The organism is Novacetimonas pomaceti (assembly GCF_003207955.1).
GTDB lineage: Bacteria > Pseudomonadota > Alphaproteobacteria > Acetobacterales > Acetobacteraceae > Novacetimonas > Novacetimonas pomaceti.
Genome location: NZ_NOXG01000021.1, coordinates 1 through 25,275, shown reverse-complemented (window position 1 = coordinate 25,275; position 25,275 = coordinate 1). Strand labels below are relative to the sequence as shown.

Here is a 25,275-nt window from a genome sequence, read left to right as displayed (position 1 = left end):
CAAGGTGAGTTGTTTCTGCTTGGTCATTTGCACCCTGTATGGGCGGCCCCGGCTTTTCCAAGCATGAAACATGCGAACGCGATGACATGGAGGCTTGCGGGTGTTGAGGCATAACGCTCGTAATCCCTGACGAGCCTGCGGCATCGTGTTGCCCATGCGAAAGATCACTCGACACTTTATCGGCGTGGCAGCAGGATGAAGCCACGTTTGGCTTCGGGCAATCTAATGATTTCAAGGGCTGTTCCCTGAGCCCGTGCAGCCTCGGCCTGCTTTTCACCTGTATAACCCTGGTCGGCATAAGCCAGTTCAACGCCCTCGTCCGTTGTGTCCTGAATGGCGGCAGCAAGGCGTCCTACCTTGGCGCGATCATCCATCCCGACTGGCTGGTGTGACATGCAGGGCCAGCAGGTGCCCCAGCGTGTCCACAGCCATGTGCGGCTTTTGCATTTGCCCCCATCATATCCGGTGTGTGGTCCGCTTTCCGGTGTTGAGCGCAAGGTCCGGCTGTCGAGAATGGCTGACGTTGGCTCCGCCCTGCGGCCAGAAGCGATATGCAGCATGGCATGTAGATCAGACATTAGAGCTTCAAAGCAGCCCACCTCCATCCAGCGACGGGATTGCTGGTAGACTGCCGGCCATGGCGGAAGGTCGTTCGGGCACGCCACGCAATTCCGTGGCGGATCACGTAGCGCAACCCATTGAACAGTTGGCACAATGCGTGATGCCGTTGTTCCGCATCCTCGCGCATCAGGATCAGATACGGGACAGCCAGAGACCGATATATCAGAGGGATACGGTTTGCGTGCAGGTGTCATCCCTCATTACGGCCCAACCAGGCACGAAAGTACATAACCCCCTCTGGTCCGAGGTTGGGAGCGTTGCATCAATGCGCCAAAAGCCATAAATTTTTATCATCAATGGGTGCCAATCTCACCCGCAGGAACACTCTCCCGTAATTTTCCAGATCGATGCTGAGACGCAGTTGGACAATGCATGGGAGCATTTCTACATGTTGTCGCCTACAGAAAATTATGCAAAAAGAAAACCACACACATATATATTCTTTAAATAAGCATGTTCGTAAATGGTATCGGAAAATGACAGATAAAGTAAACATAACATGCAATTATGTAATCCCAAAAGTTGATGTGGGAATGTCTAGTGGCGATGTTCTGTACACGCATTATCTATCCAAGGCTCTAAAAGAATTTTTCGATACTGAAAATGTAAGTGCATTTTATAGTACGGTTCCTTTACCAATACTAACGGGTCCTCAGGGAACGAAATACAATTTCAATTATGTTTCCATCGATGGATGCACGCGGATTGATTTTTCAAAAGGTATAAACAAAGATAATACTATAATATTGTGCTGTATGCATGCCATAACGACATTTTGTGATCAAATCGTATGGGATGCAGCACACAGTATACCTGTTGGTGGAAAACTCATAATTATAGAGCCTACTTCTCCAGATAGTATATTACGCAGGGAATATTTTTCCCGGTGCATGTCCGTTTCCATAACCACCCGCAACGGTCTGACCATCGAGGAATGGAGTAAAACCGAAGCGCTGCCTTCCGAAAAAGATGGAGGTCTGAAAAAGTGGTCTTTCTGCGTCCCGATGCAAAAGTGTTCTTATGATTCTGTGAATGTTATATTACAGAATATCAAGTTGTTAAATCTGGATGAATTTGAACTTCTGATAGGTTGCTCTGAAAAATCGGAACCATTTCCAGATCCACGGGTGAAAATTGTAACTGTTGGTAAAGAAAATCAGAGTCTGACACAAAAGAAAAACTTTTTGGCCAATATTTCAAGATATGAAAATCTGTGTATATTTCATGATCGCGTTGTCATACCTATAAATTTCAAAGAAGCCATCGAAAATTTCGGTGACTGTTTTGGTATAGCCTCTTTTCAATCTATATATATCGACTGGAATTCAGGCCGGGTTGAACGATATTCTGATTTCCATGTCGCGCATGAAGATGGGCACCATATTTTATCTGCAGAAGTTTTCGGAGAAACGGACAAGCGTGCCGTACTCTATACACAAAATGTCCCCATCAGATTGCGCTGGCGCATGGCTACGTCTGAAGCCCACCCTGGAGAAGCATCTGAGAATACCTATCTGACAGGGACGATGTATCTAACGAAACGTTCCATATGGAGTATGGTGAAACAGGACCCAAAAATAAATTGGGATGAACAGGAAGACGTTGAATTTGGTTTTCACGCCCTGCTCCACTTTGGCATTCCAAGCAGAATCAATCCTTATGGGATCACTATTTCTCGTAGAGCCAGACATATCATGATCGGACTGAAATATATGTCTGATCGATATGAAAAAAATCCAAAAGAAAGTGTCGCGATCCCGCCGATTCTGAAAACCGTGAATCGACCGGCATCCAAGAATGAGGAACTGGAAATACGAAAAAAGGCCTGGACCCTAACCGAAAAATATGCCGTCAGGTCTGATGCACTCAGGGTCAGAGTATTTACAGATCCTATATCTTCCCAAAACAATTGGACCTTATACTGGGTATCAATACTTTATAGTATGGTCATCCCTCGGGATCTTCATTCTATAAAAGAATTTTTGATAGATTTTTCAAAAGCCATGTTCGGAAGTCCATATGACAAGGGAACATTACTTTATCTATCAGAAGAAATATTGGAAGGGAAATTTTTTGTCGATGCTGTTATTGAAAACGGTTATTTCACACAATCTATAAGAAACGTTGATGTTATACATGCAACGGAAACCCCATCAGATAGCATTATGATAGATTATATTACAAATCAGATATGGAGAGCGCCTAAATATTACCGACTTCCGGAAACTTATGCCGAATTACAAAAAATGGTCATTTGCGCGCTTTCTGCCCTTCCTGACCAGGATATTGAAGGCATCTCAACTGCCAAGAATGAGGCTATAAAATCTGGTTATGTTGCGAATATATCGAGCACTACTTTAGCGAAAAAATCGGAATAAGGATTCCTAACGGGTGCGCTCAGTGATTCATGGAAGACCAGTTGTAGTCTTGTATTGCAGGTCTGATCGGATCTGGTGACTGCAAGAGCGTGCAGCTTATGGCTGCACGCAGTGGCGATATCCCTTATGACCTGCTGCATCATTTCGTCAGTGCCGGTGTGTGGGACAATGCGTCACTTGAGGCTGCTCTGTGGCGCCCCAATATGCTTCGACCCTGGGCAAGAAAGCGAATTATCAGACACTGGCATCAGTGACACTGGCTTCGCGTGAAGTGTCACTGATGATGTCACGTCGTGTGTTCCTGTCCGATATCTGGACAGCAGATCCGGCACGCCTGAAACGGGTCGGCGTTCCACTGGAATATCAGGGCTCCCGTACCAAACCGGAGATGGCTATCGATGAGGTCGATCGCCTATGTGCCGCAGGTGTCTGTTCTGGCGGATGCAGGTTTGGTCTGCCTGCTCCGTCCCGTCAGGCCCTGCGCGCGCGAAACCTGCGCTGGGCAGTCGGAATGCCGCGTCATCAGAAAGTCTATCTAGCAGATATGGAACTGGTGTTTTCGGTCAGGAAACACGGGCCATCGCACATGCATGCATCCGATACCGGATCAGCACTCTGTTCCCGTCCATAAGATACTGAAAACTGCGGCATGGTGCAGGGGAAGCTGGCGTCGAGGAACCAGAGGCGGGTCTGGCAGCCCGCTTTGCAGCCATATGGATCCGCGTTGCAGATGGTCCAGCCCAGCGTATCGGTAGGCCGGACGGCCCGGCATATGCTCGGGGAGGAAGCCCGGCTGATTGGCGAGCATCCGTTCCACCGGAGACAGGCTACTGGCTGCTGCGATCAAGGCCCGATGGGTCTGCGAACAGGCGCATCAGCAACTCAGGGAAGAACTGGGCCTCGATCACTTTGAGGGGCGATCATGGACAGGCCTGCACCGGCACGCACTGATGTCCATGGTGGCCTGCGCCTTTCTCCAGTCCCGGCGCCTCATGGCGGTAGGAGGACGGAAAAGAAAGAGTCACCGGCTCACCTCCACAGTCCAGTCTGCTAGCAATACGACACGCCATTCCTGATAGCATCCTGTAACCACCTACAGGGTAATGCCTGTCTTGTGGAAACCTTCTACTCCAGACCTCAAAACGCATCCTGCCAAAGTAGTGCCGAGGTTCTCGGCCCTAAAGCCGAGAGTTTCCTTTTCCGTCTTACGAAAGTTAATTAATGCGATTACGCGGATGATCCCAGCCCAGACGTTTCTGGCGTACCAATCCATAAATCATATCTTCCAGTCCCTTTGCAATCTGCTGCCAGTCATGAGCCAACAGCCATTCATGCATTGAGACCTGTACAGCGTGCCGTTTTTCTGGACTTTCCAGTAACGGAGCAATTGTTTCTACCAATGTATCCGGATCGTTATTATCAGCAAACGCAATGGCCCCCTCCAGTTCACGGAAGATATTGACCCGAGTGGCGACAAGCGGAACCATGCTGGCCAGGGCTGTCCGTATTGCACCACTGGCGGAATCATTACTGTCGTCATAAGGCAGGACAATCAGGTCACAGCCCTTTAGTAGCTCTTCAATTTTCGACAAAGGCAAAAAGTCGAGATGCCATTCAATGGCATCCTTAAGCCCGTGTTTGTTCGCTAGCGCACGGCAATGTTCAATGCACTGATCGCTTGCACCATCCGGAAAGCGTGCATTAAGTAGTCTCAGTTTTATGTTGGGCCATTTACGCCGCAACTTTGCAACCGTCAGAATCAATTTATCAATTCCTTTATGACGGAAGAAGAAACCATGACAGCCAATTACAGGCGCATCCTGTGGGCCCAGTGTACGAGGCGTGGGTATATGCTGGGGCGCAAAGGCACCGTGCGGGAACAGGCCAATATTGTTTTGCAGACCCAGACTCACCAGATAGTTTAGATCGTCAATATTATGGACAAGAACACGCGACATTTTTGCAAGTCCTGCCACGGTCATTGAGATGTCTTCTTCAGACATATGCCGCATGTTACGTGGACTATGAAGAATGACTATCGTCACCATGTCGGACAGGTCAGTATGATTTCCAATCCTTGCCAACTGGTTCCATGGAATTGGTCCATCCTGATGCTGGATAACAAGGGCTTCCTTATTCTGTGCTTTTGCTGCTGCGACAATTTCATTGGCAGTATCACCGATACGGTGCCATGCAGGTATGAAGCTGACAGATTCGGTGCTTATTTTTTCATCAGGTTCTGAATTATAATCCGAGAAAACAGTAATATGTTCCCTCTGCTCATTACTGATGTGCTGTATCAGGTAATTCGAATATTCAGCGATTCCACACTGAATTTTCCATGTACTGACCCACCCTATTTCAGGTATGGCCAGATTCTGGGGCTGGAGTAGATCATGCACCATGCCGTTTAAACGTCTTACCCAGGCAGCGTTGTCATTTTCAATATTTGCTGCCGTCAGTGCATTCTGTCGACGTTCTTCGATCAGCTGGACATTCGCAGGATCAATACACTCCCGCAATGCGGTTACCAGATCATCTACATCGGGTTCGACCCATAGGGAATGACTACCCGTGACGTGACTATTGGAACGTGCAAACTTAAAATCGATCAGTCTTGCCTGTCGGGGGCCACAGAAGTCCCGCTGTCCTCCATACCCGGTTACGATCAGGGGCAAGCCAGCGATCATTGCTTCCAGAGCGACCAGATTATACCCTTCACCCCGCGAAGGCAGAACCATCACATCTGCCGTTTTATAGAGTTCGAGAATCTCCCGACGCTCTACATCCCGATTGATGATATGGACGGGCGCCATGTCAGCGTACTGCTTGCGCAAGGCAGCGAGTTGCTGTTCCACGTCATTATGCGGGTTCGGAAATGTTTTGATGGTCAGTTCGACATTGTCGCGTTTGGTAAAGGCCTGCGCCCATGCAGCCAGGAGGACATCAACCCCCTTACGCGGAAAGCACGAAGAAATATGGAGAAAACGCTGGAGCGGCCTCTGGACCGGCTGCCGGGTCCGTGCCAGTGCCCGCATAGAGGCCAGTTCTACCGGCTGGCCGATCGTAGCGATCGGCAGGCGACAGCCAGACAGGCTAAGGGCATCCGTTACGCACTGGGCCGGCGCAATAATCGCATCAAAGCCATTGGTAAGGGTCTGTACAAGATCCTTTGGAACCCGTGTTTCTTCCCATGCGAACAGGGAAAGCGCCAGCCTCGAGTAGGATTTGGGCGGCATGACCGGCCAGTGCTGACTGATGATGACCTCATGGTCTGGATTGGGACGGGGCCTTGAACACAGTTCGCCCATCAGCGGCCTTTCATCCGCCGGCACCCCATCAATGGATGTAATGGGATGTGTCTCGATCGGGAGGAAATGCGTCTGTCCCGGGTATGACTGCTCCAGCGAGGTCGCTACCGCACGATTGATGATCGCAAGGCTGTAGTTTCCAAGTATATGCCCCATGACAGTATACTGCACTAAGAAATCGACATTCCCTGCTACTACAACGTGATTCTCCAGGTCCAGAATCGCGTTGTTCAGTGATTTCGGTGCATTTTCAATAATAAGATCATCATTTGAACTGGGTACCACGAATTCGGTCGGACAGCCGTCAAGTGAAAAAATACTGACAGCTATTTCCAGAGAAGGCAGATCGCTCAGCAAATCAGTCAGTTGCGTTTCTGACACATTCCGGTCTTGCGCCTTGCGTGGAACAACCAGATGACTGGACAGGTCGAAAGGAACCTGATTGGCCCAGTTAATGATGATTTCCGCCAGTTGTTTTTCACATGCTCCCCACGCCGCGAATTTACCTGCGGCAAAATAGAGGAGACTGGCACCGTATGCCTGCGCTTCCTGCCAGGCCTGAACTGTATCCGACTGGATAGGTGAGTACAGGAAATCCAGTCCGACAATGCGGTCGCCCGGCCTTATGCTCAGAACTTCATCCGACAGGTGCAGATTTTTGAGGTTGGCAACTTTACCCATAAATTCATTGGCACTAATGAATTTATTGCCAGAGCTGTAAACTGCCCGGACTTTTTTTCCACTATAACTGAGTAAGGAAAGAAGTTGTTGCCGTGCAGTGAAATCAAGGCGTCGGATAGAGTCTGATTTTACGTAGGCCGTAATATCAATGAATATGCCGGGTTCCCGGTCCAGAGACATATTGTGCTTCAGAGCACGGGAAACATTTCCCAAATCGTTCGAATCCGCACGTTTGGAGCGGACACTTCCGGGCAGGTGTTTTCCTACATATAAAAGCTGTGAAGTTTTTCTATTAGCGAGCGTTTCCACCGCTTCCATGATCGCGCGCACCCATACCGTAACTGATTTGGTAGAGGTGAGAGTCACCATGTCTGGCGCTCGCGTACGATTCTTACGTAATTTCAGGAGTATTTCAGAAATTTTCTGGGGAAGGTCAGGGTTGATATCGGCATCGGGCACAACGGTTTTGTGCAGGTCTTCGACATCATTGATGCAGCGTGCGACAATATCCGCAGGTACGTCGGAATCCAGTAGAATCAGATTCGAAGCCGATACAATACCACGGTAATATGATTCCAGCGGCCCGCTGAAATAGTGAATATTGCCCTGCAAACGCAGAACCTGTCCGGCCTGCGGGTCGGTAATGTCCATGTCTTCCCCGATGACATGTATCATCATGTGTACATCGGTTGCTGCGGATGCCGCAGTCCGGAAGGCTTGCAAGAGTGGACCAACCCTGTCTCTATGCGATGCAATCGCAACGATCAGCGCACTCTGTTCAGAAACACCCATGAACGCGCGATAATCTTTCGCAGCATAGACATCACCAGCCATAGGCAGGAGAGGCAGTGAATCGCGCCCTTCCCGTAACGTAAGCAGAGCAATCCGGGACAGGCTTGCTTCCGCCAGATCATTCCATTGGCTGGTACCGAACAGATCGGGCGTAGCCAGAATGAGATCTGCCAGGCCCGGATTTGTCATGATCTGCTGCTGTGATGTGGACAGCAGCCCCTCAGCTTTGGACTTGTCATCAAACTGCAGGGGCTTCAGCAATAGGCAGATGCCTGGATACAATGTTATGACTGGCAAAAGCTCGGGAAGAGAACGGTAGTCCCCGGCATAGATGACCTGATCAAACTGGGAAACTTCCCACGACAGCCGACCAAATTCGCGATATTCAACCAGTGCGCCGATCCACTGATCGAGTTGCCCGCTTTTGGGGTGACAAAACAATGTTACATCACATTTTGTGGCAAGAGTAGTCACCAGTCCAGCGATACGTCCTGCCACGAAACTGTCCGTATCTATCTGCGTACATACAAATGCTATACGGGGTCGCTCCATCGCCGTTTTTTTGACGACAGGTTTTACTTTATGTTCGGCATGTATTTTTTCAAATGCATTGAGAATGATCTGTGCGGCGCGTGTCCACGTAAATGTCTTTGCCCGTTCAATACCGAAGGTGCGTAATTCTTCCTGCAGTGCGGGATTGGTCAGGATACGCTGCATCGCCTGCCCGAACACGGGCGGAGATGACGGATCAACCATCATGTCAGGCCGCCCGACCACTTCGGGAAGGGAAGTCGTGTTCGCAACAATGACGGGGGCGCCACAGGCCATGGCCTCAAGTGGTGGCAGACCAAATCCTTCGCTCCACGCAGGAAACGCGAAGAGGGCACATTCCGCGTACAGGGCGATAAGATCCGCGTCCGGGACAAAACCCGTCAGTACGAGCGTATCGGGCGCAAGGCCTTCCGCTTGTGCAAGTTTATTCAAATAATTGCGGGCATAGTCATCCATCTTGCCGACAATGACAAGCTGGTGGCTCTTTCTGACCTGCGGTTCCATGCTACCAAATGCCGCAATCAGTCCCTCAAGGTTCTTGCGGGCTTCTAGCGGACTGGTATTGAGGACAAACGGTCGTGAAATTCCTAGGCGCGTGAATAGTTTCTTGCGGTCGATATCGTTAATAGACGCGGGCTTAAACCCGCGATCAATACCATTATATGCTACAATGACTTTCTGCGGATCAACCGCCAGATACTGTTTTACTTCGTTTGCCACAAAAGAAGATATGGCAATGAGCAGATCGGCCTGTCTTGCATTGTGCATACGACGAAGATAGGCTTCCCGATCCTTCTGGGCTGGAAGATAAAGTTGAGGATCTTCCAGCGGGATCAGGTCATGCACGGTAGCCGCGACAGGATAGGGGGCCGGATCCAGGGAAACGACCACGTTGTCCCACAGCCCTTCAAAAGGACTGGGAATAAACACCATGTCAGGTTCCAGATGAGCTATATAGGCAGAACGGAGGACTTCTGCCGCCCGTGTACGCCATGCACTTTCCGGATCAGTGGTGGCCAGATGATCAGGCGGCAGGCAGCAGACGTGAATGGAATCCTGCGAAATGAAATCAGCAAGTTCGTTTCGGACATATTCAACTGATCCGGGGAAACGGTCGGTCAGGAAAATCAGAAACTCATGCTCCTTGCCAACAGCAATCATTTCCTTGGTCAGGCTCATGGCATAACGGCCTATGCCACGGTGACGACTACCATTCTGGCAAGATTGCAAATCAACGACGATACGCATGGAAACCATTATTCCTTATATGCCAGAGAACCAGCGAGAAACTTGAAAATAGCGCTTTGCTCTCGATCCAGACCAGATACCTCAGAAAGCTGCCGTCCCCTGTTTTCGTTGGATACAGGCACGGTTCCGTCATGCTGTGATGGATCCACACGAAGATACATCCCCGACAGTTCAGCTATCTGGCCATCTTCCAAATCACCGCTGATTGCGCGTATTTCCTGTACTGCTGCTGGCAGTCCTGGCCTGAGCCGCCATGCTGCCAGATATGCCCCCAAGGCAGAGTCGATACGTCCCAGATGCTTCAGCGCAGCCCCGAGATAAATATAGATATCAGGATCGCGAGGCGTCAGAAGCAGGGCGCGCCTGTAGCAGTCAACGGCCTCTTCCGCCTTGCCCTGTTCCCGAAGCGCGTGACCGCACTGGACAAGGCATCTGACCTGATCCGGATCCTGTTTCAGGATTTTCCTATAATTTTCCTCTGCCTGCGGCCACGCCATTCTGCGAGCGGCCGCGCGGGCCTGTTTCAATGGCAGAGCCGTACGCAGACGGGTCAGCAGGTTGAATGGTTTCTTTTTGGCATCCCCGCCAGCCAAACCACCGCGCAGGTGGTACGCATCGAGTGCAGCATCATCATTGACGCCAACACTACTGAGTTCATCACGTATGTCACTCAGCTTGCTGTCTATCGCCAGGGCGCGGGCAAAATAGGTTGCCGCTTCCTGCCTGTGTCCCCGGATTTTCAAAAAAATCCCGACCTGTCTTTGAGCATCCACGTTATATGGATGGGCATTCGCCGCGCGTAGATAAACTTCCAGCGCCTTGTCGAGCTGTCCATCTTCTTTCAGGGCATGTCCGAACTGGATCAAGTCCTTTACGGAAGGGTGGCGTTGCGCGCAGAGCTTGCTGTACCAGTTGGCGGCCTGTCCCCACTGCTTGCTCCGTGCAGCACTCCGTGCTTTGGATCGTAATTTATGATTTTGGAACATATTCATTCGAGATTCGCATAAACCAAGCAGAAGGAAATACGTAATACGATGATTTATCGCATGCTATTTTAGAAGAAGGAAGAGGCAATAAGGCCTATTGGGAATTATCATGAATTAATGATCGCGGTTGAAAGATGGATCATGGCTGCGAATGATCTGTCTGTCCTGTCGCTTCGTATGGCGTTCATCTGCATCTCCTTGAGAGATGGCCCCCGTTTTTCGGACAGGGCGATAAGCTATAATCCGGTCGACGCGCAGTTCCTGGAAACACCGTATTACGGGTCCCCCGTCAGATGATCCGGCATCTTCGTCGTCTTGGCCACGATGTCGGCTGCAGGCGGGCTCACCGGTTCGTGGCGAGAATGGGCTTGCGGGCGCGATCTCCCAGAAGCCACGCATGACCACCGCGCCGTGTGGCCAGACGTCTTCGGACAAAAGGGATCAGGATTTCTTCTGCTGTATCACGAGCAGTGTATGGAACGTCCGGTCAATAAAGGTACTGGTAATGCCATAATTGGTGTGATGGTCACGGTAATGATGGTTGATGTGATGGATTTTCAGCCGACGTAGCAATGGCCCACGCATCGGGAACTGATGGCAGGAATAGTGGATCACATCATAAAACACGTAACCGCCAAAGAAACCGGCGGCCAGGCTTCCGCCCCGACCTGATCCAAGCATGAAAACGCCCACGCCCCAGATGATCCCCGCCAGCGGGATCGTCACGCTGAGCGGCATGAGGTTCCGCAGGGGATGGTTCGGCTGTTCGTGGTGGTTTCCATGCAGCAGATAGACCAGCGACTGCACGGCCACATAACGTGCCTGCAGATGGAACAGGAAGCGGTGCAGCAGATATTCGGTGGGGAACCAGACCGCAAACCCGATAGCCGTCCACAGGATGAACCCCATGACGGAAGAGGAACGCCATGCGCCATAGGCCAGCGCCATGGCAAGAAGCGGCAACCAGACGCACAGGAACACGCGAAAGGACAGGAGGGTCAGGCGTTCAAGCATGGAATTCCTGAATAGCCGTACCGGTTCCTCCATCTTCTGCCTGTCGTTACCCTGCATGCTGGCTACCCTCGCAAAACCGATCTGGAACATAAGCAGAAAATCGTCCGTCGTACGTACCAGCCTGCCCTGACCTCATACTGCCCGATTATTCCAGAAAACCCAGGCTACCCTTGGGGAAGGAATTCCTCCTCATCAGACATCCTCATTATATATGCCTGATCGCCTGAGATACGAGGCACATGGGACAGGATCAAGATTATTCGTACCCATGGCCGGATAATATGTTCCATCCACCGTTTCCTGAAGCAGCCTTCGTATCACACGTATCCCTGCATGCTTCGAGGCATGACTGTCCCCAACGTCTCCCAAGCACCAATATGACAGGTCCTGGAATTGCTTCAATCCACAGAACTTTAAACTTTTACAACAAAATCATACCGTTAAACGATCATACACATCCAGAACGGCATTCCCGCATCCACGTATGGCGGACCCATCCATGCAGGGAACGGCCCCCATAGCGGAACCCGGTGGTTTCCCTGTTTTCAACCTTCATCAACCGTCATGGTTCTGGCAATGCACGGTCACAAATCTTTTCTCTTCGTAATTCGTCCAGAACCGCCATAACCGGCGCCGGATTGTCCCTGACAGGCAATGACCAGGCGACCGGGCCCTGACCGGATCAAGGGGTAGAGGACGAGATTGTCGAAAAAAGGGCATTCATGCCTTTCATGGCCCCCCTGAACCAATGTCCCCACACCGGATCACTGCATGCTTCTACCAGCCGACATACCAGGTGCGATCAGCGTATTGATCAGATTGAACACCTTGGAAATCTTGTTGGTTTTTGCGTTCGCGATATAAATCGTATCCTTGTTTTTCATGATGAAATGCTGGGCAAGGAAAAAGCTTACCGGGTTCATCATGTCAATCTGGTAAATGATGGGGATAAGCGGCTTCTGGGGATCCACCGGCAGCCCCAGACGCTCGGCGATCTGGGGACTTTCATAGCGGAAGACAAACACCGCATTCGGATCCGCGCGGGCGTCCTGTGGCCCCCCGACCTTTGCCAGCGCTTCCGCCAGGGTAACGCTGGACTTCGTGAACGGCGTTTCCGTCGGCTTTCCGACCGCGCCAAATACGGTGAATGTCCGGGGTTCGTAAATCAGCTGAAGCCGGTCGCCCGCTTCCATCAGGATATTCTGTTCGGGATTGTCCTCGATCAGCTTCAGCGAACCTTCCGCGATCTGGTTATGCCGCGTCAGCTGGACCGTCGTGTCTTCCGGCTGATGCAGTCCTCCCCCCACCAGTGCCACGACATCCACCAGGCGTTCCTGATGCAGTGTCAGCGGAAGACGGCCGGGTTTGGCGACATCGCCATATACGATGATGGAATTCGTCAGGTTCTTCGAAATCAGCACCATTACCTGCGGCGACTGGGACTTCCCTTTCAGGGCGGCGCGTATCCTGTCCGCGATTTCATCCGATGTCAGTCCGCTTACCTGAAGATGTCCGGCATACGGCATATCGATCGTGCCATCCCCATTCACGAGGATGGACGAGAATGTGCTTCTTCTGGCGATACCGGGGACCGGATTGGTGCTGGAGGACGAGAGATACAGGCTGTTGCCCATTTCATACACGTCGATATCAAGCATGTCCCCCGGACCGGCGCGATCACTGTTGTAATGCGCCATGGCGGACGACTGCTCGATATTGGAGAACAGGGGCGGCGCCTCGCTGTTGAGCAGCGTGATCAGGTCCGGGCTGACCTGCACGATTCCATAACCGATGGTATTTTTCTTTGGATTGGACTGGGCGCTTTTGACGCCGGATTCCGTAGGGCCGCTGTCAGGAAGTGTATCGCACCCTGCCAGAAGGACCATCGGCAGAAGCCCCGCGACCACTGCCCTTTTCCATCCTGAAAGAATTTTCTGCGTGAAGAGCGCGTTCGTCCATACCCTAGATCGCATGTTCACGCATCCCGGTAATAAGCAGCCGACCGATCATGAAGGTCAGGCCCGAACCAACGAACACAGCCAGAGTCATAAGGAAAATACGGGGATAGGTCGCCATTCCCGGCAGGTTCGGCTCCACCACGCGTACGACATATACCTGCTGCTGACGGGCTGCCGAGCGCGCTGTTTCCAGTTCCGACGCCGATGTCATATAGGCTTCCTGGGCAAACTCACGATCCAGCATCAGTTCGTCATAATCTGCGATATTGGCGTAGACACCCTTTGTCTTCTGGGTCAAGCGACGCTGGGCCTCGATCTCCTCGTTAAGGGCCTTGATACGCTGCTTGATCGTCAGGACCTGGGGGCTTGAGGCATTGAGGTTACGCAGCATCTGGGCAAGCTGGGTATCCGACTGCGCCAGTTCTGTCTCCAGCTGACCGATCAGGCTGATTCCGACGACACTGGATTTCGTAGGATCAATATCACCCGACCTCTGGCGGAATGCCGTCATGCGGTGCTGGACGTCCTTGACACGTTTTTCCGCGATGGCGACTTCCTCATCCGCAGCCTTGATGGTATTTTCAGACACCAACCTGTTGAATTCATTGATACGTTCTTCGCCAAGCTTCAGAAGTTCATCCGCGATCCGCTTGGCGTCCTCCGGACGGAAGGCCCGTACGTCCAGGGTGGTGACACCCGTGTCTTCATGGAATACGACGTCAATATGATTCAGGTAGTACCACAGCAGGCGTTCAGGCGTCGGATGCGCGTAGAACAGTCGTGACAGGATATCTATGTCCGGATGACGGTACATCGCCACCAGGTTGAGCCGCTGCTGCAGGGAATCCACGGCGTCGTGCGATTTGAGGTACGTATTGACGGCGAAATTTTCCGCAAGGCCCGCCCCACCACTACCGGCAGCCATGGCCATGCCGGTGGTCGCCCCCATCATCGAGGTGCTTGAACTGCTTGAGCGGGGGGCGGGACGGCTGTCCTTGACCACGAACGCGGCCTCGGACTCATACTGTCCGCTTGCAATCAACGTATAATACACAAGAGCCAGGAACGTAGGCAGAACCACGACGATAAGAACAGGCGCATGTCGCCGCAAAAATGCCGCTATGCCAGAATGCGTATCAGCGTTGATCATACTATCTCTTATCTTGGAGTGGCACGGCCATATAACATATCGATCCGAATGTGGCTATTTCAGCCCAGATGGACGTCCTTGCGGATTTTCCTGATGCTTATCAGTCCGATATAGGTCAATACCAGACACCAGCCAATCGCATAGACGGGATAGGTATAATCGCTCGTATAGAAGCCGAACTGTCCTTCACGGATGAATTCGAACATCTCCGTCGTTGGGAAGCATGAGAAATACCATCTGATGGGATCTGGCATTGTCTGTTGCAATGTGAATGCTCCGGATATCGGCATGCTCAGATACATCGCAGGATGGGCAAGTCGTTCGATCACTGAAGACTTTTCACTATATGCCGCAAGAATCATGGACAGCGCGAACGCAAACCATGTCAACAGCGCCAGTCCACAAATCATCAACAGGGGGCGCTGCGGCAGGAAACCGACCGATAACGACTGCATCAGGAGTGAGAGGAAAATCACCGCGAGAATGGTGGAAGCCGCTTCCAGAATGGCACGGGAAACGAGGATATCAAAAATCGTGACTATTCTATGATAGAGCAGCGTACGATTGGCATCGATCGCCCCACTGGAACGATTGACCACCGAACGGAACAGGCAAAAAAATGTGTAGCCCGACACGATGAAAGATCCGACCGGCATACCGACATGCGCAAACGGGCCATCGACAAAATGAATCATTGTAACGCCGATCGTGAGCAGGGAAGGCTCTATCATAACCCACAGAAAACCTATGTTATCACGACCAAAACGCGTATGCAGCTCTCGGATGATAAGAGCGCCAATGACATGCCACTGAGTACTGAAACCGTTTTTAAGAAGTTCGAATTCAGAATACCTCTGTCTCTTTGCCTGCGCCATATCTTTGCTAATCCACTAGCAGTTGGATACCCGCAAGCGAATTACTTACTGGGCATTTCTTGCCGGTCTCCATGAATTGGCCCTGTAGTCATATTAGGACAATGAACAAAATAAGCCGGAGCTTCCTTTACCCCACCTGTTCCTCCTTGTCGAGACGGAAGCGATCCGCCCCGTCATCATCAGACTGGTACCCCAATCTTTCGCCATTTTCATGTTATGAAACGTTACTGAAACCTGATCGGCAGGGCAGGAACATGCATAAACCATATCACGTACACGTAGCCCTCCGCGGCAGGCCCTGCACCGGGCCGCAGGTTTGCAGAAACATATCAGGATAACTGGTAAAAAAAGCCCCGGATGGGACTTATGCTATGCGGATACACACTCAATACATATGAGAGAAGAGATACGCACCACCCTGCTGTTGCAGATGGTGTGTTTTATGATGCGGATTTAAGTCCAAATTATGGCACGACATGGGCGGGAGACGATTCAGCTCCTCAAAAACGCCCTTCATACCGCTTCACCCATCGGGGGGAATCCCGATGGGCTTTGACAGATATCACTCAGACCCGGGCATAATCGTCTTCGATACGCACGATGTCATCTTCCCCCAGATAGGGGCCTGACTGCACCTCGATCAGGGTCAGGGGAATGCGTCCGGGATTCAGGAGGCGATGGACAGAACCCAGCGGCAGGTAGATGCTTTCGTTTTCACGAACCATATGCTCTTCATTGTCACGCGTGACAATGGCCGTGCCTTCCACCACCACCCAATGTTCCGCACGGTGGAAATGCTTCTGGAGCGACAGCTTGCGACCCGGGTCAACCACGATCCGCTTCACCTGGAAACGATCCCCTTTGGTCAGACCCTCGTAAAAGCCCCATGGACGATAGTTGCGGTTGTGGGTCCTCGCTTCGGGACGGCCCGCCGCCTCGAGCCGGGACACGACCTGCTTCACGTCCTGTGCATGATCGCGGTGTGACACCAGCACCGCATCCTGCGTCACGACGACAATCAGGTCGTCCACGCCGCTGACCGCGGCGACAATTCCGTCCGATCGCACATAACAGTTGCGGCTGTGGGATAGGAAGACATCGCCACTGGCGACATTGCCGTCCTCATCCTTTTCACTCAGTTCCCACAGCGCATCCCAGCTGCCAACGTCGGACCAGCCCAGATCGGCAGGCACGACGGCGGCATGCTGCGTTCGTTCCGCCACGGCATAATCGATCGATATGTCGGGGGATTCAGAAAAATATGTCGGATTAAGGCGGATAAAGTCCACATCCCTTGTCTGTTCCTTGACGGACTGGCGCACGGCCGCAAGCACATCCGGGGCATACTGCTCCAGTTCTTCAAGGATCGTGCTGGCACGGAACAGGAACATGCCGGAATTCCACAGATATTCCCGGGTGCCAAGCATTTCCTCGGCACGGGCGGCATCGGGCTTCTCTATGAAGGACGAAACCTGATAGACGCCCCCTATGTCCGCGAGTTGCGGCCCGAGCCGGATATAGCCGTATCCGGTATCCGGCCGCGTCGGGGTCATGCCAAAAGTGACAATATGCCCTTCACGCGCGGCCTGCACGCCGCGCCCCAGAACGTCCTTGAGGTTCTCCGGCTTGCTGATGGCGGCGTCGGCGGCCATGATCCACAGAACGGCATTGGGGTCGGTTTCCGCGACCAGCAGGGCGGCGGCGGCAATCGCCGGCGCCGAGTTTCGTCCCATCGGTTCCAGGACGATACGGGCGTCGGTAATTCCGACCTCGCGCAGCTGCTCGGCAATGATGAAGCGATGTTCCTGGTTGCACACGACGATCGGCGCGCCAACCGCGCACGAGATGCCGCGCAGCGCCGTTTCCTGAAGCAGCGTCTGCTGCGACAGCAGGGGCCAGAACTGTTTGGGAAAGCTTTTCCGCGAAACCGGCCACAGGCGGCTGCCGGATCCGCCAGATAAGATAACAGGTATGACAGAGTTTGTATTATCAGGAAGCTTTTCTGAAACTGTTGAAGATTTCTTAAGCATGGACATTACAAACCCCCTAATTTTTTCTTATAATTCTATAACAAATATGTATCTGAAAATCTACCATCGCATGAGATATTACATATATTATTTGTAATTTCTCCGGATGCATAAATTTTCATACGTCAGGCCTGAGTATAACGTGTTGTTATGATGTCAAATTTCCCAGGCTCCTGAAATCCTGACAATCCGATGTTGTATACAGACGGTTTTTTCGAGCCAAAGTTTCAATATCCTGTTCAATTAATTCTGCCCGGTCAAGCACGCGGCAGGCTATTCCCCTGATATCATGTCATATTCCGATCTTCACGGGCACCTCTCGTGCAATTCGCCGGAACCGTACAGGTCCTCGATGAACGAAAGGCCCTCGCGCACCTGCCGGGGCCACGAAAAGAGCTTCGCCGTGGCAAGCTTCCTGCCCGGCCGATGGTCATCTATGCTGCCTGTCATCAGGTCCTCGATCGCCCGGCGCCATCCCATGCCGTCAAGAGGATCGACATAGGTCGCAGCCTTGCCCGCGATCTCATGGAAAACAGGGATATCGCTGCAGACGGCCGGGACATCGAGTTTCAGGGCTTCCGACAGGGGCAGGCCGTATCCTTCGGCGAATGAGGGAAACAGCAGCCCACGCGCGCCCAGCAGCAGCGCCGCCACCTCGGGATCGGACTGCCCGTTGCATTCCCTTACGACACCCTGCAGGGCGGGGCAGCGTTCGATCATGTCCAGGATATTCTCATTTTCCCACCCCCGGCGTCCCACCAGAACAAGGTGGGGAACATTGTTCGCGCCATTGCATTCCACCATCGCGCGCCACAGGTTAAGCAGCAGAAGATGGTTTTTACGTGGCTCGATCGTTCCCAGGCAGACGAAATAGGGATGCGGATTCCCGGCAGCAGGGGTGCAGGCTGCTCCTTCCACAACGCCATGCGTTACCACGCGGATCGGCAGTCCATTGCGCTTGTGACGCGCATACCGCGTCAGTGAGTCCGCCACGACCTGCGATGGGACGATCACGCCCCGCGCCAGCGCCAGGACCGTATTCATCCGGGCCTCGTGCCGGGCGGGTTCGCGCGGGCGCGCGTATTCAGGATATTCGATGGGGATGAGGTCATGCACCATCGGCACGAGACACGCCCCCTGCCGCTGCAGGAACCGTTCGATACTGGCCGGGCGATTCAGGTGATGGTGCGATAACAGCAGGTAAACCGGCTTATCATACCCTTGTGCCGCTTCCGGGCGGAAAGCCCCCCCGAACATCGCTTTTTGCACCATCCGCCGCGCCGCGCCGCGCACGTCACGGCACAGGGCATGTTGCCCCTGCCATACCTTTTCCGTCATCCTTATGAAGTTTTCGGCCCGGTCAAACGGCAGCGGAACAATGGTCCCCAGCGGGGAAATCGCGACGAACGTTACCCGCCCCGCGCCATGGCGCAAAAGATAGTCGGCATATTCGAATTCGATCCGATCTATCCCGGTTGGCACGACAGAGCCGGCCCGGGCAATCAGGCGGGAAATATCCAGATAGATATAAGGACAGCGCTGCATGATGGATGTCAGCGCACACCATCAGGCACGACCACGTTGCGCGACACCCGCACCACTTCCGACAGGGCGGGGGCGGAAGCAACCTTGTCCGGCACGCGGGCCATGCGGTTATGCGCGGGCAACACCTGCGAGACACGCTGGATCACGCCCTCGACCAGGCTCGACAATCCTTCGGGGGAGAAGAAACCGCCCGCAATCAGGCAGCGGTTCACCAGCACCCGGTAGAACGCGTTGAAGGTCGCCGCGTCCGGAGGCGTCGGATGGGCCCAGAAATTATCAAGACCATTCTGGTCCGTTATGTCGGGGATATCATACACCGCCTCACCCAGCGTGATGACCGGAACGCCCGAGGACAGCGCCAGCGTGCCTGTCGTGCTGTTGATGGTGACCACCCCCTGCGCCGTGCGCACGATGACCGCGATATCGCCCGCTTCAAGGAAATAGACCCGGTCCGCGACATTTTCCGCCTGCGCGATCTGGCGCGTCAGCGCGCGCCAGTCACGCACCCCATTGTCGAGCGGATGCTCCTTGACCAGCAGGACCAGATCCTTCGGGGCATTCGTGGCGAAGGAATGGATGACCTTGCGCAATGCCGGTTCCATTCCCGAGAAGGGGGAATGCAGCCGCACCTGCGCATCGGCGTCAAGCTGGAGCGGGAAGAGCATGTAGGGAATATGCTGCGTCTCGACCCGCTGGACGATCTGCATGGCTTCCTCGGTCGCGGCCTTGCGCCGGCGCAGGCGCTTGATCCAGCCCACCCCTTCCTTGAGCGGATGCCACGGGCGGTAATCACACCAGTGGCGGTAATGCCAGCGGCTCAGCAGGTCGGCGGAATTGTAGGCCACGGCCTCCAGCGCGCGACGGCGGAAGGACGAGGGGACAGGGTGATGCGGCGGCATCGGTGGCAGCAGGGCCGCTTCCCTGCGATACCACTCGGGATCGCGGGGCAGGGCGGAATGGCCGTTGACGCCGCCGAGTTCAAGCGTGACCCAGTCAGGACGGATGTAACCTTCCTCGAACACATGCACGGGAATATGCATCCTGGCGCACGCCGCGATGGCGACCCGGTGCAGGGGACGACAGTCCCCGAACAGAATTACATCAGTAATACGGTAACGCTTTATTACATTTTGAAAAAAATCAGGCCACTCTTCATCGGTGCCAGTGAAGTCTATACCGTTGGGCAGCCCCCAGAACAGGCGGTCGCCACCATTGAAATTGATCTTGTAGACGCCATAGCCGGTCTTGCGGAAGGCTTTGCCAAGTTCGCGGAAAAATGGCCCCATCAATCCCTGCAGAAAAAGAAATCTGCGTTCGCCCACAACGCTTCTTTCAGAAACATTATTCATTATTATTTCTTCTTCCGCACAGGTGGGTCAGCTTTCCCTGTAATTGACGCAACCGGGTCAACAGGCGTGGTCGCCAGATATGTCTCTCCCGGAACCGGGCCAACAGCGTTTCCACTTCACAAGGCAGGCGCGTAACGGGGTCAAGATAAAGGGGATAAAGCAATAGGGTACCCGCAACAAGAGCCTCTATGGACAGGGAACGGTTACGCCGTACGCACGGTACCTTTCCCAGATCGGTCGTCAGGCCCCATCCGGCATAAAACGGAACCCCGTAAGTCACGACACGACAGCCCCGCAACAGCCCCTCAAACCCTGCCAGCGACGTCAGGGTATGGATTTCATCAACCTGCGTCATCAGGCTGGTTATGGCCCCGCCGCGACTTATGAAATCGGCATATCTCATGACCTCTTCCTCCCGCAGGTGGCCCGCCCTGTGGCCCGCATCGACATCCGGATGGGGTCGATAGACGACAAAAGCGTCCGGATTATGGTCCCGCACGGCGCGGAGCAGCTCAAGATTACCCTGGATTTCCCCGCCGCCGGCCCGTACCGACAGGTCATCGGCCACCTGTCCGGGCACCAGGATCACGCGCCGTCCCGCCGCATTCCACGCCGGGGCGGACAAACCTCCCTCCGCCTGCCCGTATTTGGAGACGCCTTCGTCGATCAGGCGACGGATCAGGCGTCGCGCGCGCGCCTTCAGCGCCGCATCAAACTCCGCCGTGGCAAGGATATGCTCCAGATCGCTGGGACCGGAAGGATCGTAATAGATGCCGCGCCGGTCCACGAAGATGGAACAGGGCACGCACAGGTCACTCCCCAGCCCGACGGAACGCACGAAGCCATCCTCCACCCGCCATAGCGGAACGCCCATGTCCGCGGCCCCGTCCACCAGCCCTTCGGGCAGGCGCGTGGCCCACCCGGCAATGGCGCCATGACGCTGCTGCGCTACCTTCAGTGCCGCTTTCGCATGGCGCAGGAACACCGGATGGCCCGGCGCGTGCGCCAGGAAATCGCCGATCCGCTCACGTTTCCACAGCGCCATGCCCACGCAGACGCCGATTTCGCGGTTCGCCCGGATCCTGTCGCGCCACAGGGACAGGATATCGACAATCCGTCCCAACGGCACGATGCCCTGATCAAAGGGATCCGTGTAACAGGTGCGCACGGTCAGGTCCCGGACACATTCCTCATACGATACGCGGCGCCCCGCGACATCGCCGCCCCGGTATGCCACCCGGTACGCCAGCGCATGGATCCCGCGCAGGGCCGCCAGCCGGACAAGGTCGCACAGGCCCAGGGCATGAACCTCCCGCGCATGATCAAGCAGGGCATGCGGGTCAACCGGCCCATGCGTCATCGCCACCCCCCGTAGACGGGCCACGCGCGCGGCCGCCCCATACGGGTCGCGCACGACCAGCATGACCTCGCTGCGGCGGACATGCCGGAGGATATGTTCGAAAAGTGCGGCAACCCCCGCCTGCCCATGCCTGCGCTGTTCAGCCACGGAGGCCGTGACGATGACGGGACGGGCATGGCGCGCGACAGGGGCCCAGAATTCCCCACCCAGCCGAAGACGCAGCATCCGGGCCACCCCTTCATCGTCTTCTTCACCCCTGCCACGGGATGCCAGCACCGGCATCTTGCGACGCAGGGGTGGCGCACGAAGCAGGAACGCGTCATCCAGTACAGTGTTTTCGCAACCAGCCTCATGCCGCGCCACTTCGTTTCCCCCTGCAATGATAAAGCCACGACCCGGTCACGGGTTCCAACCCCGCGCCAGACTTCCGATTGGCCGATGCCTGGCCCTTGCCCTTCCATACGTCATCGGCAAGAAGGGTATGCGCGCCCACCGCACTTATGCCATCCGGATAGAATGCAGTCCTGTTCCATGCAATTGTGGTTTCCCCTTCTTATCCTCGGCATAACCGTCATAGCGGGCTTTTTCGTGGAAAGCATGGCGCGACCGTCGTGCCGTGCCCTGCCATCGCCGCGACGCTGCCTTCTTGATGGGCTGCTGATGGGGGCGCAATACGGGATGTGGCTGGCCCTGTGCGGTGCGCCGGTGCTGGCGGCGGCGCTGACAACGGCGGTGAACACCTGCCTGGTGATCGGATCGAACATCAAGCTGTCGATCCTGGGGGAACCCATGCTGTTCTGCGATGTCGTCGCCGCGCGCGGTTTCCTCCAGCATCCCAAATTCTATCTCTTTTCCATCCCGCCCGCAGGGCGCATCGCGGTGGTGGGCGGCCTGATCGCGCTGCCCCTGCTGCTGGTGACATGCAGCACCCTTTTGCCGCTGCCGCACCTGATGGGGACAGGGTGCCTGATCGCCTGCGTCCTGGCGCTGCGCCTCATCCCCGCGGCCCGATGGGCGCCGCGACCCGACATGCCACGCGATATCAGCCGCCTTGGCCTGCCTGGCTCGCTGTTCCTTTACTGGCGCCGCTGGCGGCATGAAACGGCGCGGACCCCGATCGCGGAGGCTCCGGCTGTAACCGGGCATCCGGCATACGACATTGTCATCGTCATACAGTGTGAGTCCTTTGCCTGTCCCACCGACCTGTTCAGCGCGGACCGTCCATCCCCCCTACCCCTTCCGGAACTGCCTGCCCTGGCACGGGCGCGACGCATGGCATCACGATGGGGGACGCTCGATGTCAGTGGCTTTGGCGCCTATACGATGCGCACGGAGTACGGGGTCCTGTTCGGCGTGGATGAAAAGGCGCTGGGCTTTCGCGCCTATGACCCCTTCCTGACGGCCCGAAAGGAGACCGCGCTTTCCCTGCCCGCCATCATGGGACGGGCCGGATACGAATGCACGTTCGTCCATCCCCACGACCTGCGATTTTACGGGCGCGCGCAGCTGATGCCCGCATGCGGGTTCAGCCACATCATCGGAGAGGAAAGCTTTACCCACGCCGCCCGTCCCGACATGCCCTATGTGGAGGATGTCGCGCTGGCGCAGCGGATCGGACAACTAGTAAAGGCGCAGGCAGGCCCCGGTTTCATCTATGCGGTGAGCATGGAAAATCACGGTCCATGGCCCGCCCGGGGACCGGATGGACCGAAATCGGCACTGGCGCATTATTTCCGGCACCTGCGCAACAGCGACCGGATGCTGGACATGCTGATGGAGACATTGTCCGCCACGGGCCGCACGGGACTCCTGCTTTTCTTTGGCGATCACCGCCCTTCCATCACCTCCATGGTGGTGCCCACCGCCGCACGGGGCACTCCCTATGTCATGGTTCCCTTCGGCCCCGGCAGGGCGGTTACCCGGCCTGTTCCCCCGCGAAACCTGACACCGGCGCAGTTGCATGATCTGCTCCTACGTGACACGCTGGCGACTTCTGGTGCGTGAAACCAAGAAAGATGATATGGATACGCCCGGTTCCTGATCCTGTCTTTCCAGTCAGACCCCTTCCCGAGGTCCCGAATACAAGCCCATGATCGAGTTTGAAAACGTCACCAAGGTCTATCACGCGCGCGGCGTAAACAAATGTGTGCTGGATCACCAGTCCTTTGTCATAGAACGGGGGGAATCGATTGGCATCATCGGGGTCAATGGCGCGGGTAAATCCACCCTGACCCGCATGATCGCCGGGATCGAATACCCAACCAGTGGCCGCATCACGCGCACCATGTCCATTTCCTGGCCACTGGGATTTGCCGGCGCGTTTCAGGGCAGCCTGACAGGGGCGGACAACGCCCGGTTCATCGCGCGCATCTATCGTCGCCCGATCAATGACATCCTTGATTACGTAAACAGCTTTGCCCGGCTGGGACATTATTTCGATGTGCCGATCAAGACATACTCATCCGGTATGCTGGCGCGTCTTGCCTTTGCCGTATCGCTTGCCATCCGCTTTGACTGCTACCTTATCGACGAAGTCACGGCGGTGGGTGACCACTCCTTCCGCCTGCAGTGTCGCGAGGCATTGCTGGAACGACGCGAATATGGAACCCTGGTGATGGTGTCGCATGATCCCAACATGCTGCGCGAATATTGCGACAAGGGCGCGGTGCTCCAGAATGGCCGCCTGACCTTCTATGACACGATTGACGAGGCGATCGAAGCCTCGGCCGAACTTTACAGGTAACCCATGCGAGACAGTCTTTTCCGTAGAGTCTGTTTGAAAAGGCAGACCTGACAATCCTTTGAAATCATAAAGGTTTTGGTGAAGATTTTTGTGAAAAGGCAGTGCCCAGAAACTTTTGTCATTCATTATCAGCGGATTGTTTCAAACGGTCTCCTGGGGGGCAGGCTGTCATTATCTTCCCAGGCTCAGGACCTGTCAATTTGTTGAATTGAGCTGTGTTCCATGATCCACAGGCACCGGCATCTGGTCAAAAAACTGTGGGCAAGGCTCAAGGAGCGGCGTGCTGTCGCAACCCGATATGGGAAGACAGCCGCCTGTGATGCAAAAACAGGATGTCGCGGCCGAGCTGCCGAAACCGCAGGATGATGAACCACCACCCGGAAGGCAGATCAGCGCGACAACCGCCTCATGCGGCGTTCGGACGCCCACGAATTCCGGCAGGCTTCTGCGCCGAAGGCAGCCAGATGATGGTGACAGCCGGCGTTGTCGCCACGGCAGCGGACGCGCCATCCTTTGCCGACACGGTGCTGTCGATGGGAGACATAATCGGTCTTGCAAAAGTCACGACTGAATGTACCCTCGTCGCGGAAATCTCACAGAAGGGTTGTACATCGGGTTAGATTATGAAAAAGTCTGTTTTGCACAAAAGAAATTTTCGTAAGCTATAAGAAAACCCGATGCA

Annotated in this window: 13 protein-coding genes and 4 pseudogenes; 6 read left to right on the top strand and 11 right to left on the bottom strand. The window is 54.6% G+C overall.

Going from position 1 to position 25,275, the window contains the following annotated elements; translation table 11 throughout:
- Nucleotides 1-23 precede the first annotated feature (23 nt).
- Nucleotides 24-815, bottom strand: a pseudogene (locus tag CFR71_RS12670) (IS5 family transposase).
- A gap of 282 nt (nucleotides 816-1,097) precedes the next feature.
- On the opposite strand from CFR71_RS12670, the gene CFR71_RS16235 reads away from it, so the two are divergent.
- Together CFR71_RS16235 and CFR71_RS17300 are read left to right on the top strand one after the other, a co-directional pair.
- On the top strand, nucleotides 1,098-2,999 hold the full coding sequence (locus CFR71_RS16235) for a hypothetical protein (RefSeq protein ID WP_133251157.1): 1,902 nt from the start codon (nucleotides 1,098-1,100) through the stop codon (nucleotides 2,997-2,999).
- 53 nt (nucleotides 3,000-3,052) lie between these two features.
- A pseudogene (locus tag CFR71_RS17300) lies at nucleotides 3,053-4,075 on the top strand (IS701 family transposase); the annotation flags it as partial.
- A 138-nt stretch (nucleotides 4,076-4,213) separates the two neighbouring features.
- Here CFR71_RS17300 and CFR71_RS12655 read toward each other — a convergent pair.
- Nucleotides 4,214-9,583, bottom strand: a complete 5,370-nt coding sequence (locus tag CFR71_RS12655) for a glycosyltransferase (protein WP_165832108.1) — start codon at nucleotides 9,581-9,583, stop codon at nucleotides 4,214-4,216.
- 8 nt (nucleotides 9,584-9,591) lie between these two features.
- Entirely contained in the window at nucleotides 9,592-10,575 is a 984-nt protein-coding gene (locus tag CFR71_RS12650; protein WP_110531669.1) for a tetratricopeptide repeat protein, read from the bottom strand.
- 240 nt (nucleotides 10,576-10,815) lie between these two features.
- Here CFR71_RS12650 and CFR71_RS16955 point away from each other — a divergent pair.
- A pseudogene (locus tag CFR71_RS16955) lies at nucleotides 10,816-10,981 on the top strand (IS3 family transposase); the annotation flags it as partial.
- Between the two features lie 29 nt (nucleotides 10,982-11,010).
- Here the strand turns inward: CFR71_RS16955 and CFR71_RS12640 are convergent.
- The 8 genes from CFR71_RS12640 to CFR71_RS12605 all read right to left on the bottom strand — a co-directional run bounded on the left by CFR71_RS12640 (nucleotide 11,011) and on the right by CFR71_RS12605 (nucleotide 22,213).
- A complete protein-coding gene (locus CFR71_RS12640) occupies nucleotides 11,011-11,583 on the bottom strand; it encodes a sterol desaturase family protein (protein WP_239020411.1) in 573 nt (190 codons plus the stop codon).
- Between the two features lie 764 nt (nucleotides 11,584-12,347).
- On the bottom strand, nucleotides 12,348-13,490 hold the full coding sequence (locus CFR71_RS12635) for a polysaccharide biosynthesis/export family protein (RefSeq protein ID WP_239020410.1): 1,143 nt from the start codon (nucleotides 13,488-13,490) through the stop codon (nucleotides 12,348-12,350).
- Nucleotides 13,491-13,545: 55 nt separating this feature from the next.
- Nucleotides 13,546-14,691, bottom strand: a complete 1,146-nt coding sequence (locus CFR71_RS12630; RefSeq protein WP_133251156.1) for a capsule biosynthesis protein — start codon at nucleotides 14,689-14,691, stop codon at nucleotides 13,546-13,548.
- Nucleotides 14,692-14,750: 59 nt separating this feature from the next.
- Nucleotides 14,751-15,566 (bottom strand): ABC transporter permease, encoded by an 816-nt coding sequence (locus CFR71_RS12625; RefSeq protein WP_110531661.1) that lies wholly within the window; start codon nucleotides 15,564-15,566, stop codon nucleotides 14,751-14,753.
- 566 nt (nucleotides 15,567-16,132) lie between these two features.
- Nucleotides 16,133-17,596 carry a mannose-1-phosphate guanylyltransferase/mannose-6-phosphate isomerase gene (locus tag CFR71_RS12620; protein WP_110531659.1) on the bottom strand — a complete coding sequence of 488 codons (1,464 nt, stop codon included), beginning with the start codon at nucleotides 17,594-17,596 and terminating at the stop codon, nucleotides 16,133-16,135.
- A 306-nt stretch (nucleotides 17,597-17,902) separates the two neighbouring features.
- A complete protein-coding gene (locus tag CFR71_RS12615) occupies nucleotides 17,903-19,141 on the bottom strand; it encodes a glycosyltransferase family 4 protein (protein WP_110531657.1) in 1,239 nt (412 codons plus the stop codon).
- Nucleotides 19,142-19,149: 8 nt separating this feature from the next.
- On the bottom strand, nucleotides 19,150-20,490 hold the full coding sequence (locus CFR71_RS12610) for a capsule biosynthesis protein (RefSeq protein ID WP_110531655.1): 1,341 nt from the start codon (nucleotides 20,488-20,490) through the stop codon (nucleotides 19,150-19,152).
- Complete coding sequence (locus CFR71_RS12605; RefSeq protein ID WP_239020409.1) at nucleotides 20,483-22,213, bottom strand: capsular polysaccharide export protein, LipB/KpsS family; 1,731 nt, start codon at nucleotides 22,211-22,213, stop codon at nucleotides 20,483-20,485. Before CFR71_RS12605 ends, CFR71_RS12610 begins: the two co-directional genes overlap by 8 nt.
- Nucleotides 22,214-22,381: 168 nt before the next feature.
- On the opposite strand from CFR71_RS12605, the gene CFR71_RS12600 reads away from it, so the two are divergent.
- The 3 genes and pseudogenes from CFR71_RS12600 to CFR71_RS16945 form a co-directional block, all read left to right on the top strand.
- Entirely contained in the window at nucleotides 22,382-23,854 is a 1,473-nt protein-coding gene (locus CFR71_RS12600; protein WP_110531694.1) for an LTA synthase family protein, read from the top strand.
- 85 nt (nucleotides 23,855-23,939) lie between these two features.
- Nucleotides 23,940-24,593 carry an ABC transporter ATP-binding protein gene (locus CFR71_RS12595; protein ID WP_110531653.1) on the top strand — a complete coding sequence of 218 codons (654 nt, stop codon included), beginning with the start codon at nucleotides 23,940-23,942 and terminating at the stop codon, nucleotides 24,591-24,593.
- 303 nt (nucleotides 24,594-24,896) lie between these two features.
- Nucleotides 24,897-25,153 (top strand): annotated as a pseudogene (locus CFR71_RS16945) (IS5/IS1182 family transposase); the annotation flags it as partial.
- Nucleotides 25,154-25,275: the final 122 nt, after the last annotated feature.